Annotated in this window: 14 protein-coding genes and 2 pseudogenes; 9 read left to right on the top strand and 7 right to left on the bottom strand. The window is 71.5% G+C overall.

Features of this window, described 5'->3' with window-relative positions:
• Nucleotides 1-43: 43 nt before the first annotated feature.
• Nucleotides 44-1,330 carry a thymidine phosphorylase gene (locus tag IQ279_RS15795; RefSeq protein ID WP_206349165.1) on the top strand — a complete coding sequence of 429 codons (1,287 nt, stop codon included), beginning with the start codon at nt 44-46 and terminating at the stop codon, nt 1,328-1,330.
• A gap of 102 nt (nt 1,331-1,432) precedes the next feature.
• Here IQ279_RS15795 and IQ279_RS15790 read toward each other — a convergent pair whose 3' ends face one another.
• The gene (locus IQ279_RS15790; protein WP_206349164.1) at nt 1,433-2,143 is read right to left on the bottom strand and encodes a fascin domain-containing protein; all 711 of its coding nucleotides are present in this window, start codon (nt 2,141-2,143) and stop codon (nt 1,433-1,435) included.
• 1,089 nt (nt 2,144-3,232) lie between these two features.
• Here IQ279_RS15790 and IQ279_RS15785 point away from each other — a divergent pair.
• On the top strand, nt 3,233-4,306 hold the full coding sequence (locus tag IQ279_RS15785) for an alpha/beta hydrolase (RefSeq protein ID WP_206349163.1): 1,074 nt from the start codon (nt 3,233-3,235) through the stop codon (nt 4,304-4,306).
• Nucleotides 4,307-4,422: 116 nt separating this feature from the next.
• On the opposite strand, the gene IQ279_RS15780 is transcribed toward IQ279_RS15785, so the two are convergent.
• From IQ279_RS15780 to IQ279_RS15770, 3 genes are all read right to left on the bottom strand, one after another.
• A complete protein-coding gene (locus IQ279_RS15780) occupies nt 4,423-4,962 on the bottom strand; it encodes a GNAT family N-acetyltransferase (RefSeq protein WP_206349162.1) in 540 nt (179 codons plus the stop codon).
• A gap of 523 nt (nt 4,963-5,485) precedes the next feature.
• A complete protein-coding gene (locus IQ279_RS15775) occupies nt 5,486-5,686 on the bottom strand; it encodes a DUF397 domain-containing protein (RefSeq protein ID WP_206349161.1) in 201 nt (66 codons plus the stop codon).
• A 9-nt stretch (nt 5,687-5,695) separates the two neighbouring features.
• A complete protein-coding gene (locus tag IQ279_RS15770) occupies nt 5,696-6,421 on the bottom strand; it encodes a DUF5753 domain-containing protein (protein WP_206349160.1) in 726 nt (241 codons plus the stop codon).
• Nucleotides 6,422-6,441: 20 nt separating this feature from the next.
• On the opposite strand from IQ279_RS15770, the pseudogene IQ279_RS15765 reads away from it, so the two are divergent.
• The 4 genes and pseudogenes from IQ279_RS15765 to IQ279_RS15750 form a co-directional block, all read left to right on the top strand.
• Nucleotides 6,442-7,566 (top strand): annotated as a pseudogene (locus tag IQ279_RS15765) (RNA-guided endonuclease InsQ/TnpB family protein); the annotation flags it as partial.
• Nucleotides 7,556-8,122: a Uma2 family endonuclease gene (locus IQ279_RS15760; RefSeq protein ID WP_241028189.1), complete on the top strand. Its 567-nt coding sequence runs from the start codon at nt 7,556-7,558 to the stop codon at nt 8,120-8,122. The pseudogene IQ279_RS15765 and the gene IQ279_RS15760, both read left to right, overlap by 11 nt.
• 10 nt (nt 8,123-8,132) lie before the next feature.
• The gene (locus IQ279_RS15755; protein WP_206349159.1) at nt 8,133-9,329 is read left to right on the top strand and encodes an RNA-guided endonuclease InsQ/TnpB family protein; all 1,197 of its coding nucleotides are present in this window, start codon (nt 8,133-8,135) and stop codon (nt 9,327-9,329) included.
• A 33-nt stretch (nt 9,330-9,362) separates the two neighbouring features.
• Nucleotides 9,363-9,593 (top strand): annotated as a pseudogene (locus tag IQ279_RS15750) (Uma2 family endonuclease); the annotation flags it as partial.
• Nucleotides 9,594-9,615: 22 nt separating this feature from the next.
• On the opposite strand, the gene IQ279_RS15745 reads toward IQ279_RS15750, so the two are convergent.
• Entirely contained in the window at nt 9,616-10,866 is a 1,251-nt protein-coding gene (locus IQ279_RS15745) for an MFS transporter (protein WP_206349158.1), read from the bottom strand.
• 119 nt (nt 10,867-10,985) lie between these two features.
• On the opposite strand from IQ279_RS15745, the gene IQ279_RS15740 reads away from it, so the two are divergent.
• A complete protein-coding gene (locus IQ279_RS15740; protein WP_372445157.1) occupies nt 10,986-11,933 on the top strand; it encodes a LysR family transcriptional regulator in 948 nt (315 codons plus the stop codon).
• Nucleotides 11,934-11,979: 46 nt separating this feature from the next.
• Here the strand turns inward: IQ279_RS15740 and IQ279_RS15735 are convergent, their stop codons facing one another.
• The gene (locus tag IQ279_RS15735; protein WP_206349156.1) at nt 11,980-12,735 is read right to left on the bottom strand and encodes an alpha/beta hydrolase; all 756 of its coding nucleotides are present in this window, start codon (nt 12,733-12,735) and stop codon (nt 11,980-11,982) included.
• Between the two features lie 153 nt (nt 12,736-12,888).
• Between IQ279_RS15735 and IQ279_RS15730 the strand changes: the two genes are divergently transcribed.
• Together IQ279_RS15730 and IQ279_RS28010 are read left to right on the top strand one after the other, a co-directional pair.
• A complete protein-coding gene (locus IQ279_RS15730; RefSeq protein WP_206349155.1) occupies nt 12,889-14,028 on the top strand; it encodes an adenosine deaminase in 1,140 nt (379 codons plus the stop codon).
• Between the two features lie 166 nt (nt 14,029-14,194).
• Nucleotides 14,195-14,563 (top strand): ATP-binding protein, encoded by a 369-nt coding sequence (locus IQ279_RS28010; RefSeq protein WP_241028188.1) that lies wholly within the window; start codon nt 14,195-14,197, stop codon nt 14,561-14,563.
• A gap of 138 nt (nt 14,564-14,701) precedes the next feature.
• Here the strand turns inward: IQ279_RS28010 and IQ279_RS15720 are convergent, their stop codons facing one another.
• Nucleotides 14,702-14,905 carry a PspC domain-containing protein gene (locus IQ279_RS15720; protein WP_206349154.1) on the bottom strand — a complete coding sequence of 68 codons (204 nt, stop codon included), beginning with the start codon at nt 14,903-14,905 and terminating at the stop codon, nt 14,702-14,704.
• Nucleotides 14,906-14,977: the final 72 nt, after the last annotated feature.

Here is a 14,977-nt window from a genome sequence, read left to right as displayed (position 1 = left end):
CCCGCGCCCGGCGCCCCCGACCCCCAAGGAGCAGAACCCCCTGATGGACGCCATCTCCGTCATCCGCACCAAGCGCGACCGGGGCCGCCTCGGCGACGCCCAGATCGACTGGGTCATCGACGCCTACACCCGCGGCGAGGTCGCCGACGAGCAGATGTCGGCCCTGGCCATGGCGATCCTGCTCAACGGCATGGAACGCGAGGAGATCGCCCGCTGGACCGCCGCGATGATCGACAGCGGCGAGCGGATGGACTTCTCCGCCCTGTCCCGGCCCACCGCGGACAAGCACTCCACCGGCGGCGTCGGCGACAAGATCACCCTGCCGCTGGCCCCGCTGGTCGCCGCCTGCGGCGCCGCCGTCCCCCAGCTCTCCGGCCGCGGCCTGGGCCACACCGGCGGCACGCTGGACAAGCTGGAGTCCATCCCCGGCTGGCGGGCACTGCTGAGCAACGACGAGATGATGGACGTCCTGCGCTCGGTCGGCGCGGTGATCTGCGCGGCCGGCGACGGACTGGCCCCGGCCGACAAGAAGCTCTACGCCCTGCGCGACGTCACCGGCACCGTCGAGGCGATCCCCCTGATCGCCTCCTCGATCATGTCCAAGAAGATCGCCGAGGGCACGGGCTCGCTCGTCCTGGACGTCAAGGTCGGCTCCGGCGCGTTCATGAAGAACCCGGGCGACGCCCGCGAACTGGCCTCCACCATGGTCGGGCTCGGCACCGACCACGGGGTGCGCACCGTCGCCCTGCTCACCGACATGTCCACCCCGCTCGGCCTGACCGCCGGCAACGCCCTGGAGGTCCGCGAGTCGGTCGAGGTCCTGGCCGGCGGCGGCCCGGCCGACGTCGTCGAGCTGACGCTGGCGCTGGCCCGCGAGATGCTCGCCGCCGCCGGACTGCCGGACGCCGACCCGGCCAAGGCGCTCGCCGACGGCTCGGCCATGGACCACTGGCGCCGCATGATCGCCGCCCAGGGCGGCGACCCGGACGCGCCCCTGCCCACCGCCCGCGAGCGGCACGTCCTGCGCGCCGAGACCTCCGGCGTCCTGACGAAGCTGGACGCGTACGCCGTCGGCGTCGCCGCCTGGCGCCTGGGCGCGGGCCGCGCGCGCAAGGAGGACCCGGTGCAGGCCGGTGCCGGGGTGGAGCTGCACGCCAAGCCCGGCGACCGCGTCACCGCCGGCGCCCCGCTGCTGACCCTCCACACCGACACCCCCGAGCGCTTCGACTACGCCCTCGAAGCGCTCACCGGCGACGCGATCGGAATCGCCGGGGAAGCCGAGGGCGCCTCCTTCGCCCCGACCCCTCTGATCCTCGACCGCATCGCCTGACACCCGCCCTCACGGCCGTACGCCGTGGGCGGCGCGCACACGGAGGCGCCCGTACCCCCGGGACGTGGGGTACGGGCGCCTTTCCGTCCGTCCGGCCGGGGCTCAGGCGCCCAGGTCGTAGAGGACGAACTCCTCCCAGGAACCGCCGATCTCGGCGGAACGGGCGCGCAGGGCGTACTGGAGCGAGCCGGTGTAGCCGTTCTCCATGGCGACGAACAGGCCGTTCAACGTGGACTGGAGCGCCCAGCGGTCCAGCTCCTCGTTGTAGTACACGACGAACCGCTCCCAGCCGCCCACACCGGTGGAGCGGGCGCGCAGCAGGTTCTGGGAGCTGCCGGTGAAGTTCTTCTCCACCGCCACGTAGAGGTCGTTGGCCAGCGACCTCAGGGCGTAGGTCTCGGTGGTCTCGTCCCACTCGAAGGCGAAGCCCTCCCAGGAGCCGCCGTACTCGGCGGAACGGGCCCGCAGCGCACCGGTGTTGGGAGCCGGGTAGGTCTTCTCGGTCGTCACGAACCGCTTGTTGCGGACCGACTGCATCGCGATGAGGGAGGTCTCGTCCGCTTCCGAGCCCTGCTCGGTGAGGTCCTGAGCGGTGAGGTTCCGGGCGGCGGGGCCCTGGGGGGCGGAGGAGCGCTCGCCGTCCGCCCCGCCGTTCAGGGCGGCCACCTCACCACCCCGGACCACCTCCCAGCCGGCCGGTACGGCGGTCTGCGCGGCGGCCGGACGGCCGGTCTGCCCGGCGGCCGCGGCCGCCGGGGCGGTCAGCGCGGAGGCCCCCACCAGAGCGCTCAGGGCCAGAAGAACGGAGGTCATGCGTCGCACGGGTCGTCCTCACCTTCGGTGAATCGGTGGTGATTCCGGGGTGGCGGAGAAGCGAATTCAGCGCCTTCGTGCGCCTGCGTGTGCCGGAACGCGCGGTTGTCCGCGCGGCGATTTCCCCCTGCCTCCACCGCACCCCCGGAACCGCGATCGGAACGCCCTCCCCTCGGGCACTCCCGCGGCTGCCCCGCGCTGATCGACGAGGCAGCGCCAGGCTATCGGCGGACGCCGCCCTTCAGCGGGCTCATTCCGTTCGATTTCCGAATCGGAAAGGAATTCTCTCGGTGAGACCGGTTCCGCAACTTCGGGTTAACGCGGAGGGGGGCGTTTGTTTTCCGGGTGCGGGTGCGGGTGCGGGTGCGGTGGGGGCCGGGTGTGTGCGGGGGTCGGGGCCGGTCCGGGGCGAACATTCCGGACGGCATGATTTACGGCCCTTGCCGCGCACCGTTGCCTGGACCGGCGATTGGCCGCAAATCACGCCCCTGGCCTCCGGCATGGGGAACCCCGGAGTGTCCGGAACGTCCGCCCCTCCCCGTCCCCTCCCGCCGTCGCCCGGCTGCGGGCGGACGGCGGTGCGGTCCGGACCCCGAGGGCGGTATCGGCCCGTCGCCCGGCTGCGGGCGCGGGGCGAAGACGATCGCCGCTTCCGTCGGCACCGCTTCCCGGCGGTCTCGTCTCCCGCTTCGCGCGATACGGTCAGCCCTCGGTCCATTGACCTCCCGGAAGCCCCGACCTCGACCAGGGACACCTGTGACCAGTGCGACGCAAGCGCGGCATGCCGGGGGCGCGTAACCCCGGCCGCGCCACGGCCGTCCCCTGGTTCGCCGGCGTGGCGGCCCTGGCCGTCGTCGTCCTCGTCGGCCTGTATGTGTACCGGGCCGACGAGCGCGGGCAGTCGGCGGCTCCCGAGCCTCAGCCGTGTGCCGACGAGACCGTCCGCTGCCACCTGCTCCCCACGGGGGTGTGGGCGGTGATCTACACACCCCCGGTGAGGATGGCGCGCCGACCGCTCGCACACCTGGAGAACGGGACGGACTGGTCCTCTGGGACCCGGGAAGGACCGGGCCGCGTCCGCTGGACGCCGTGGCCGCCCGATCGCTTCTTCCTTCCTGGCTGCGCCACCGGGCGGTGGCCACATTCGTCGAGCCCTGGGCTGTTCACGGGGTCGGCACCGAATGCCTCGAAATCGTCACTGGCGTGTCGAAGGGCGGCGAACTCTCGGAATGGCAGACGAAGAACTGGCCCGAAGGTTTCCGGAACTCCTGCGACATGGACCTCTACCGCCTCGACCGTGCGGAATACCACAAGTCGTTCAAGGAACTCGTCGAGAAGGAGGGGAAGATATCGGGGGTGTACGCGCAGTCGTTCGGCGCGGTCCGGGCAACGGCTGTGATGCCCGAACTGGAACGCGCCGGCGGCTGGGCGGTGATGGACGCTCCCGCGCCTCCGCCGGGCACGTTCGCGACCACGCTCATGGTCGGGCGGAGCCTCACGGTGGAGGCGGGCTTGCAGGACGTCATGGAATGCGACGAAAGCGATGCGGCCTCCGACTGCCGGCAGAAGCTTCACCGGACGCTCCGGGACATGGGCTACGACGGCACGCAGACCGGTCTCGCCGACGGCGCCGAGGAGTACGAGCGGATGACCGCTCTCTTCTCCCTCTCCCGCGACCTCGGAAAAAACGCTGAACCACTGCGCGAGATCCTGGCCAACTGGCCGGATATCGGCAAGGCGGGTAAAGGGGTCGTAGAGTCCGACAGTCGTAGCTACACCCGCCGTGACCGTGACGGCCAGGTGCTCCCGGAGTTCGTGGGGTACCTCGCCAATGTCTGCACGGCGTACCCGGGGTGGGGAGTCGGCGCGGGATCGCCGGAGAGGAATCCCCTCGGAGCCGCGCTCTCGGGCATGCACCGTCCGTGCTCGGTGATGTCTGCCGGTGCGGACTCCACATGGACGATGCCCGATGCGGAGGAAGCACCGAGACTGCTTCTCCTCGTGAACTCCCTGGACCCGGTCAATCCGCCCTATGCGGCGGAAGCACGGGCCGAGAAGTACCCCGACGCCGACCGTCTGGGTTACAGGTATCCAGGCCATACGAAGGCGCCCGAGGAACTCGACGGAGAGGTTTCCGCCTGGGTCACCGGCTCGGCCGGCTGACGGGCCGCAGCGGCGGCCGTAAGCCATGCCGTCCGGCGCACTGCGGGGTGCGGATCGACTTCCCCGCATGCCGTACCGCGTCTTCCGTGTACATGCCCCTGCCGCCGCGGCGAACGTCAGATTCTCGTACCGCGGGCGATCCGGTACAGCACGGTCGGGCGCAGTGGTCCTTCGGGTGCGGCGGGGGCGTCGAAGTCGTCGGCCGGGTCCCGGGTCATACCGATCCGGCGCATGACCGCCTGTGAACGAAGGTTGGTGGCTGTGGTCACGGCGAGGACTTCGGGAACCTCGAGCGTGTCGAAGCCGTAGGCCAGTACCGTCAGTGCGGCCTCGGTGGCGTAGCCCTGGCCCCAGGCCGACCGGGCGAGCCTCCAGCCGATCTCCACTCCGGTGAACGGCATGCCGTCATCCACTTCGTCCAGGCCCGCAAAGCCGATGAACTCGCCTGTGGCCCGCACCTCGACCGCCCACCACCCATAGCCTCGCCGGTCGAAGTCGGCCTGGAACAGCGCCACGGAGGCATCGCTCTGTTCACGGTTGAGTACATCGCCCAAGTGCTCGCGGACCTCGGGATCGGTGTTCATCGCCGCCCATGGTCCGAGGTCGGAGTCACGCCATCGACGAAGGACGAGGCGATCGGTATGCAGTTCGGCCATGCTGCCCAGCCAACGTGAGCCCTCCCTCCGGGGCAATCCCTTTTCCGGGGCGACACGGCTGCGCGGACAGGGCATCCGCGGCTCGCCTCCAAGCTGAACGAAGCGCCCTGACCCGGGCTGCGCTTCGGGACGGGACCTGATCTGCCGATGCCGCCCGCGCTCATTCCGATGGTGCATCCGGTGCCGGCCGGTCGGCGGCAGCGAGGCGATTGAGCGTCTCCGCGACGGTGAAGCTCCACCCCACAAGACGAGGATCTGACCAGTTGACCCCGAGCGGTACCGCGCGACGGACAGCCGGGAACCAGCCGCAGCCGGGCGACGGCGGGAGGGGACGGGGAGGGGCGGACGTTCCGGACACTCCGGGGTTCCCCATGCCGGAGGCCAGGGGCGTGATTTGCGGCCAATCGCCGGTCCGGGCAACGGTGCGCGGCAAGGGCCGTAAATCATGCCGTCCGGAATGTTCGCCCCGGACCGGCCCCGACCCCCCCCGCACACCCCCGGCCCCCACCGCACCTCGCCCAGGTCAGGACTTGGTGAAGCGGTCGAACTCGCCCGCCTTGATGCCGCGTATGAAGGTCCTCAGGCTCTCGGGCGTGGTGGTGAGGATGCTGCCGGGGCGATCGCTCTCGCGCAGCTTGATGGTGCCGTCGTCGCTCGCGGCCACGTAGACGCAGTTGGCGGCCTCAGCGCTGTAGGTGGACTTCTGCCAGTAGAGGTCGGGCATGCTCGCTCCTTAGGTCTCCTGGGCGATGTGGTGCATCAGGTCACGGGATTCCGCCGGCGTGAGGGCACACCGCTCCATACGATCCATGATCGTCCGGTACTTCACCAGGCGCGCTTGGGCGTCGATGAACTCGGACCCGTGATCCGTGTCCAGCTGAACGGTGTCGAGCTGCGGTACCGGGCCCCGGTAGTAGACGATGGGCTGCCCTGAACTGGGGAAGTTGCCCGCCCTGAAAGGGATCACCAGGAGGGTGATGTTCTCCCGTTCGCTCATCTCGATGAGGTGCCCGAGCTGGGCACGGGCCACGGCTGCGCCGCCGAAGCCCATGCGAAGGGCGGCTTCGTGGACGACTGCGGTCAGAGGCGTCGGGGTGTCCTTGTAGAGGATGCCCTGCCTCTTGATGCGGTGGGACACCCGGTGCTCCACCTCGTGCGGAGCGAAGGGCGGTACGGCGTCGGTCATGATCGCGCGGGCATGGTCGGTGGTCTGAAGCAGGCCGGGAACGTGGACAACCGATGCGACACGCACTGCGGTGGCATGGTGCTCGAGCTCGGCGAGGTTGAGCGCCCCGGGCGGGAGGATGTCGCGGTACTCCTCCCACCAGCCACGTGTTCGCCCACCGGTCATTCCGGCCAGGGCTTCGATCAACTCCTGGTCCGTGCACGAGTAGGCGCGAGCCATGCCTCGTACGCGGTCCGCGCTCACCGCGTACCGGCCCGCCTCGATCATGCTCATACGGGCTTGCTGTACGCCGAGCGCTGCAGGAGCGCCGGGATGCCTGGCGGCACGCCTCGAAGACCACCGTCCGCTACGGCGACCAGTCCGCGCAGCTCAAGGACATCCGCGCCTTCGACCCCGAGCGGCAGGGCCGCTGGTCGTTCTCCTCGCAGCAGGCGACCCTGCGCCGGCTGGACAAGGCGTTTGCCGCATTCTTCAAGCGGGTTAAGGCCGGGCGGACTCCCGGGTATCCACGCTTCAAGGGCACCGGGCACTTCGACACCGTCACCTTCCCCCGGGACGGCGACGGCTGCCGCTGGAACTCCACCTCGCACGATGGGCGGACCCGCCTCCGCCTCCAAGGCGTCGGGCATGTGCGCGTCCACCAGCACCGGCCCGTACAGGGACGGGTCAAGACGATCAGTGTGAAGCGCGAGGGGAAGCGCTGGTACGCCGTCCTGGTCTGCGACCAAGTGCCCGCCCAGGAGTTGCCGCCCACCGGAAGAAGCGTCGGCATCGACCTGGGCGTCACGCACTTCCTGACCACCTCCGAGGGCGAGCACGAGGCGAATCCGCGCTTCCTCGCCTCCGCGACCGAGGAGCTGGCCGCAGCACAGCGGCACCTCGCGGCGTTCCCCAGGTGCACCCGGCAGCGGACCAAGCGCCACCGCGCCGCCGCCCGCAAGGTCGCCAAGCTGCACGCCAAGATCCGGCGGCAGCGGCTCGACTTCCACCACAAGACCGCCCGCGCACTCATCACCGACCACGACGTGATCGCGCACGAGCGGCTGAACACCGCCGGGATGACCAAGAGCCCCGCGCCCAAGGCCGACCCCGGCAACGACGGCGCGTTCCTGCCGAACGGCGCCGCCGCCAAGGCCGGACTCAACCGCGGCATCCTCGACGCGGGCTGGGGGCAGTTCCTGGGAATCCTGGCGAACAAGGCTGAGAGTGCCGGTCGCCGCGTGATCCTGGTGGACCCCCGCAACACCTCAGTCACCTGCCCGCCGAGCCTCGGCGGCTGTGGGCACGTGGACAAGAGCAACCGCGTCACTCAGGCGGCGTTCCGGTGCACGGCGTGCGGTTTCGCCGCCAACGCGGATCACGTCGGCGCGGCGAACATCCTCGACAGGGCCGGGCTGGCCCTCTGCGATGTGGTCTAGCCGCGACCGCAGGAAGCCCGCGCGGTCACGCGCGGGTGGAGTCACGAGCGCACTCACCGTCGATCCAGGACCAGGGCCTGCCTGCGACTGGGACGACCTGGTCCGCCTCTGGGAGGAGACGGACTGGCCCGAGGGCTGCAGGGTGGAGATCATCGATGGGGTCATCACCGTGTCACCACCGCCCGCCGGTAACCGGAATGTCATCGCCGCCAGGCTGCAGCGGCTGCTGGACAGGGCGATTCCCGAGGATTGGTACGTCTACCGGACGCAGGGCGTCTCGATCCCCTTCCGCAGCGGTATCTACGTTCCCGACCTGCTGGTCATACCGGAGGCTGTGGTCGAGAAGGCCGAGGGCAGCTCCGTCCCGGCGGACGATGCGGAACTCGTCGTGGAGATCACCTCGTCATTGGGGCTCTCCTTTGTGGATACCCCGTCCTTTGGGGCGGGGAGGAAACGAGGCTCCTGCGGAGCAGGGCAGGGAACGCCGGTTCGCCGCCAGGGCGGACCGGTGTCCACCCGCAACCGCCCGCACTCCGCCACAAGCCGACGGGGTTAGTGTGTGAGCCGTGGAGACCGCCCACGTGAAGCGGGCGTTCAAGTACCGCTTCTATCCGACCGATGCGCAGGCAGCCGAGCTGTCGCGCACGTTCGGCTGCGTGCGGAAGGTCTACAACCTGGCCCTGGCCGCGCGCACCGAGGCGTGGACGCGGCAGGAGCGGGTGAACTGCAACCAGACGTCGGCGATGCTGACGGCCTGGAAGAGGACCGAGGAACTCGCCTACCTCAACGAGGTGTCCTCCGTCCCGCTCCAGCAGGCCCTGCGCCACCTTCAGAGGGCGTTCACGAACTTCTTCGGCAAGCGGGCGAAGTACCCGCGCCTCAAGTCGCGGAAGAGGTCGCGGAAGTCGGCTGAGTACACCACCAGCGCGTTCCGGTTCCGCGACGGGAAGCTGACCCTGGCGAAGAGGGCGGAACCGCTCGACATCGTGTGGTCCCGTCCCCTCCCCGAGGGTGCGTCGCCGTCCACGGTGACCGTCTCCCAGGACGCGGCCGGACGCTGGTTCGTGTCCCTGCTGTGCGAGGACCCCTCCGTCAAGCCGCTTCCCGCCACCAGCGCGGCCGTCGGCATCGACGTCGGCCTCGACCACCTGCTGACCCTCTCGACCGGGGAGAAGGTCGCCAACCCCCGGCATGAGCGGCGTGACCGTACCCGCCTCGCCAAGACGCAGCGGCAGCTGGCCCGCAAGGCCAGGGGTGACGGAGCGAACCGGGCCAAGGCCCGCCGGAAGGTCGCCGAGGTCTACGCCCGCATCACCGACCGCAGGCGTGACCACCCGCACAAGCTCACCACTCGGCTCGTTCGTGAGAACCAAACGATCGTGATCGAGGACCTCACCGTGCGGAGCATGGTGAGGGACCGGAGCCTGGCCCGTGCCATCAGTGACGCGGTCTGGTCGGAGTTCCGGAGCATGCTGGAGTACAAGGCCCAGTGGTACGGCCGCGAAGTGATCGCGATCGACCGCTGGTTCCCCTCCTCCAAGCTGTGCTCGACCCGCGGCACCTTGCGGGACAAGGTGCCGCTGAGCGTCCGCACCTGGACGTGCGACTGCGGGACGACCCACGACCGGGACGTGAACGCGGCGAAGAACATCCTGGCCGTCGGGCTGACGGCGTCTGTCTGTGGAGCTGGTGTAAGACCCAAACGGAGCACTCCGGGCGGGCAGCCGGTGATGAAGCGGAAAACCCCACGGCGCGAGCCGTAGGAATCCCCCTCCTTCAGGAGGGGGAGGAAGTCAACCAACGCCCGGCACGACCGGGTCAGCAAGCCCGCCGGTTACGCCCAGGCCGGGGTGCCGCTGTACCTGCTGGTCGACCGCTGGGCGCCCGGCGGCCCGACCGTGACGCTCTACGGGGAGCCGAAGGAGGACGTCTACCGGGTGCTGCACGCGGGGAAGTTCGGGGACACCATCCACCTTCCCGAGCCCTTCGGGCTCGCTGTGGACACGGGCGTCTTCCCCGCCGGTTGAGTTCCGGCGCTCGCGCCGGGGCTCAGCAGCCGCGGGCGACCGCCAGGCGGCGCTGGACCACCGCGCGGCGCGTGGCGTAGAGGGTGACGCCCGCCGCCAGGACCAGGGCGGTCAGGGAGAAGGCGACCGTCGCGCTCCAGCCCGCCGCGTGGTAGGCGATCGCGCCCAGCGTGCCGCCCAGGGAGCTGCCGACGTAGTACGCCATCTGGTAGAGCGCCGAGGCCTGGGCCCGGCCCGTCTTCGCCGTGCGGCCCACCGAGCCGGAGGCGACCGCGTGGCCCGCGAAGAAGCCGGCCGTGACCAGGACCAGGCCCAGCAGTACGGCCGCGAGGGTGTCGCCGAGGGTCAGCAGCAGGCCGGTGGCGGTGGCGCCGATGGCCAGGTAGAGGGCGCCGCGGCGGCCGAGCCGTCCGGTCAGGCGCCCGGCGGCGGCCGAGGAGACGGTGCCGACGAGGTAGATCGCGAAGACCGAGCCGGCCAGGCCCTGGGAGAGGCCGAAGGGCTCGGAGACCAGCCGGTAGCCCACCACCGTGTAGACCGCGCCGAAGACGGTCATGAACAGCAGGCCGAGCGAGTACAGCCGGACCAGCAGTCCGTCGGACAGATGGCCGCGCACGGTGTCCAGCAGCTCTGCGGGGCGCAGCGAGGCCGGGGTGAAGTTGTGCGCCCGGGGGATCAGCAGCCGGTAGGCGAGGGCGCACAGCAGGGATAGCGCGCCGACCGCCGCGAGCCCGGTGCGCCAGCCCCAGCCCTCGGCGACCCAGCCGGTGAGGACGCGGCCGGTCATTCCGCCGACGCTGTTGCCCGCCACGAACAGGCCGATCGCCCCGACCAGCGCGGCCGGCCGTACCTCCTCCGCCAGGTACGCCGTCGCCGAGGCCGGGATGCCCGCGATCGCCACGCCCTGCAGGGCGCGCAGCGCGATCAGGACCTCCATGTTGGGCGCGAAGGGCAGCGCGAGCGCGACGGCGACCGCGACCGCCAGGGAGCCCGTCATCAGGGTGCGCCGTCCGAAGCGCTCGGAGAGGGCGGACAGCGGCAGTACGGCCACCGCGAGCGCGATGGTGGCGGCCGAGACGGTCCAGCTCGCCTGCCCCGGCGTCACGCCGAAGTCGGCCGTCAGGGCGGGCAGCAGGGGCTGGGTGGAGAACAGCAGGGCGAAGGTCGCCAGGCCCACGGCGAAGAGGGCGAGGCTGATGCGCCGGGGGGAGGAGGGGAAACGCTCGGGAGAGGCACCTGTGCGGACAGGCGCCCCGGTATCGACGGAAGGCATGTCTCGAACGTACGGTCAGGGATCTGATGCGTCCAATGCACAAAGGTTCTGGTCATCATGCGCAGGCGCATAAGGCGAGCTGGGAGGGTGTCGTGTCACCGGTCGGCAACAGAAAAGACATCTCGGTTACATCCGGCACATCCGGTGACGCACCTCACATCGACCCCGGGTCCTGGGCCGCCGTACTCACCCCGCGGCTGGCGCAGTTCGTCGCCGTGGCCCGGCACGAGCACGTCACGCGGGCGGCCGGTGAGCTGGGGGTGCCGCAGTCGACGCTCAGCCGGGCGATGGCGCGGCTGGAGGACGACCTGGGGGTCGCCCTGTTCGCGCGGCGGGGGCGGACGGTCGCGCTGACGCCGGCCGGGCGTACGTTCCTGGGCTCGGTGGAGCGGGCGCTGGGCTCGGTGGAGCAGGCGGCGGAGGCGGTACGGGCGGACGCCGACCCGGCGGCGGGGAAGGTGGCGTTCGGCTTCCTGCACACGCTGGGATCGGAGACCGTGCCGGGGCTGATCCGCTCCTTCCGCGCCGACCATCCCCGGGTGCGCTTCTCGCTGGTGCAGACGTACGGCGAGGCGATGATCGAGCGGCTGCGCGCCGGGGATCTGGACCTGTGCCTGACCTCCCCGGTGCCGGACGCCCCGGATCTGGTCGCGCGGCGCCTGGACGAGCAGAGGCTGCGGCTGGTGGTGCCCGAGGAGCATCCGCTGGCGCGGCGCAGGCGGGTACGGCTGGCGGAGGCCGCGCAGGAGCCGTTCATCACCCTGGAGCCGGGCTACGGGATGCGGCGGATCTTCGACACACTGTGCGCCGAGGCGGGCTTCAAGCCGAGGATCGCGTTCGAGGGGGAGGAGGCCGAGACGCTGCGCGGGCTGGTCGCCGCCGGACTGGGGGTGGCCCTGCTGCCGCCTCCGGCCGTGCCCCGGCCGGGGGTGCGGGAGCTGGCGGTCACCCAGCCGCGGGCGGTGCGGGAGATCGGGGTGGCCTGGGTGGACGGCCGCCCGGACACCCCGCCGGTGGCGGCTTTCCGGGCGTTCCTGCTGAGCCGCCGGGGGCGGCTGCTGGCGTAGGAGCGGGCAGGGGCGCGCGGGTTGACCGTACGAGCCCGCGGCGCTCTCAGTGGCGCAGGGAGCGGCCGAAGCCGGCCGCCAGCGGCATCCGCAGGCCCAGCGGCGGCGGGGCCGCCAGTGCGTCGGCCACCGGGCGTGCGAAGCCGCGTTCGCACAGCGAGCCCAGGACGAAGTCCTCCGTCAGGGCGAGGACTTCCGAACGGTGCTGGCGCAGCGCGTGGCCGTCGGTGTGGACCTCGAAGCGGCAGACGTCCGGGTTGATCTTCTTGGCCCGCATCGCCAGCCGGTAGGAGCGGTCAGGGCCGGTGTGCTCGTCGTCCGTGCCGTGCACGATCAGCACCCGCCGGCCGGTGAGCTGCCGCACCGGCTCCTCGCGGCCGTCCTCGCAGCTCTTCGGCAGCCAGGGGGCCAGGGCCAGTACGGAGACCACCGCCGGGTGGCCCGCGGCCCGCAGTGCCGCCCGGGCGCCGATGTCCCGGCCCACCAGGCACACGGGGACGTCGCCGTAGCGGCGTACGACCTCGTCCAGAGCCCACTCGGCGTCCCGCACCGGGTGGGCGTCCGCGCCGTTCCAGCCGCGGTAGCGGTAGTGGAGGACGTGCGCGGCCACCTCGTGTCCCTCCCCCGCCCGCACCAGCCGCCGCGCCAGCGGCAGCATCGCCGCAGCGGCCCGGCGGGAGCGGCCGCGAGTGCCCCCGGCGGTCCCTCCCGGGAGCAGCAAGGCCACGCCCTGTACCGCGTGGTCGTCACCGAACGCCCGCCCCAGCCGCGCATCCCGGCGCGGCAACGCCTGCTGAGTCACGGCAAAACGATGGCAGAAGCGGGGGTGTACGGGCGGTGCCGGGCGGTCACCATTGGGTATCGAAAGCCGCGACGCCGTGTTCGGGCCGTGTGCCGGCGGGTGCGGGATCGGCCCAAGGGTGATATCTACGCGCGTAGGCGCTAGAGTGCGGCAATGACGAGCGAGACTGTCACCACCGTCCCCACCCCGGACCAGATCCGCCGCGCCCCCAAGGTGCTGCTCCACGACCACCTCGACGGCGGCCTCCGCCCGGCCACCGTCGCCGACCTCGCCCGCGAGTGCGGCTACGAGGGTCTGCCCGAGACCGACCCCGAGGCGCTGGGCACCTGGTTCCGCGAGGCGGCCGACTCCGGTTCGCTGGAGCGCTACCTGGAGACCTTCGCCCACACCTGCGCGGTGATGCAGACGCGCGAGGCGCTGGTGAGGGTCGCGGCCGAGTGCGCCGAGGACCTGGCCGCCGACGGTGTGGTCTACGCCGAGGTGCGCTACGCCCCCGAGCAGCACCTGGAGGCGGGGCTGACGCTGGAGGAGGTCGTCGAGGCCGTCAACGAGGGCTTCCGCGAGGGCGAGCGCCGGGCCCGCGAGGCCGGGCACCGCATCCGCGTCGGCGTCCTGCTCACCGCCATGCGGCACGCCGCCCGCTCGCTGGAGATCGCCGAACTGGCCAACCGGTACCGGGACGCCGGCGTCGCCGGCTTCGACATCGCGGGCGCCGAGGCGGGCCACCCGCCCACCCGCCACCTGGACGCCTTCGAGTACCTCAAGCGCGAGAACAACCACTTCACCATCCACGCCGGCGAGGCGTTCGGGCTGCCGTCCATCTGGCAGGCCCTCCAGTGGTGCGGCGCCGACCGGCTCGGCCACGGGGTGCGCATCATCGACGACATCCACGTCGCCGGCGACGGCACGGTGAAGCTGGGCCGGCTGGCGGCGTACGTGCGCGACAAGCGGATCCCGCTGGAACTGTGCCCCACCTCCAACATCCAGACAGGGGCGGCCTCCTCGTACGCCGAGCACCCCATCGGGCTGCTGCGGAGGCTGCGGTTCCGCGCCACCGTCAACACCGACAACCGGCTGATGAGCGGCACCAGCATGAGCCGCGAGTTCGGGCACCTGGTGGAGACGTTCGGCTACACGCTGGACGACATGCAGTGGTTCACCGTCAACGCCATGAAGTCCGCGTTCATCCCTTTCGATGAACGTCTGGCCATGATCAACGACGTGATCAAGCCCGGATACGCAGAGCTGAAGGCCGAGTGGCTGTTCCGGGAGGCCACCGCCAAGGGCCTGTGACCAGCGCTTCCCCCGGCCGGGGACGGCCGGGGGAAGGTGCGGGAGGCGGCCGGGCGAGGCGGCCGGACGCGGGTGTCCGGCCGTTTCGGGGTGTTTGCGGCGGGTGCGGCGCCCTGGCTACGTTCGCGAGGCCGCTCAAGCCATCCACACGAGGACGTACCAGCTGATGAAGCAGCGAACGATGAAGACGATCGGTGTCGCCGTGCTCGGCGCCGCCTTCGCCGCCACCGGTGCCGGGGCCGCCTCCGCGGCGGACACCCTGGGGCTCGGCAGGACCGCCGAGGGCGCGGTGAAGAGCCTGCCCGTGCAGGAGGTCGCCAGGACGCTGCCCGCCCCCGACGCGCCCCGGCAGGCCAGGACGCTTCCCGCGCCCGCCGAGGGCAAGCAGGGGCAGCAGCCCAACACCAAGCAGCACGACCCGGTGCGGGACCTGCTCGGCGGCCTGCCGCTGGGCAGCCCCGAGAAGCCGACGATGCTCAACCTGCCGACGGGTCAGCTCACCGGCGCCCTGCAGACCGGCAAACTGCTGGGCTGACGCACCTCCCCCTTCTCCCCTTCCCGCGCCTCCCTCCTCCCTCCACCCCGCCCACGGGAGGCGCCACGGGCCGCGCACCGGGTCGTCCCCGGCGCGCGGCCCGTTCCCCTGTGCACGGGGTGTGCGCCGGCGGACGCGTCACCAGCCGGTGCGCTGCACCTTGCGCTCGTCCGGCAGCAGGACCCACAGGGCGATGTAGAGCAGGAACTGCGGCCCCGGCAGCAGGCAGGAGACCAGGAAGATCGCGCGCATCGTGTTCGGAGTGGTGCCGAACCGGCGGGCCAGCCCGGAACACACGCCGGCGATCATCCGGTCGTCGCCGGGGCGGACGATTGCGGCCATGGCGGGACTCCTTCGCTCTGACGGAACACCGTCGTTCGACGGGGACGGATCCACCGTAGGCGAGCGTTACGG

The sequence above is a fragment of the Streptomyces verrucosisporus genome, assembly GCF_017114865.1.
GTDB classification, from domain to species: Bacteria; Actinomycetota; Actinomycetes; order Streptomycetales; family Streptomycetaceae; genus Streptomyces; species Streptomyces fenghuangensis.
Note: the sequence above shows the minus strand (reverse complement) of the source record. Positions and strands in the feature narration are given on the sequence as shown.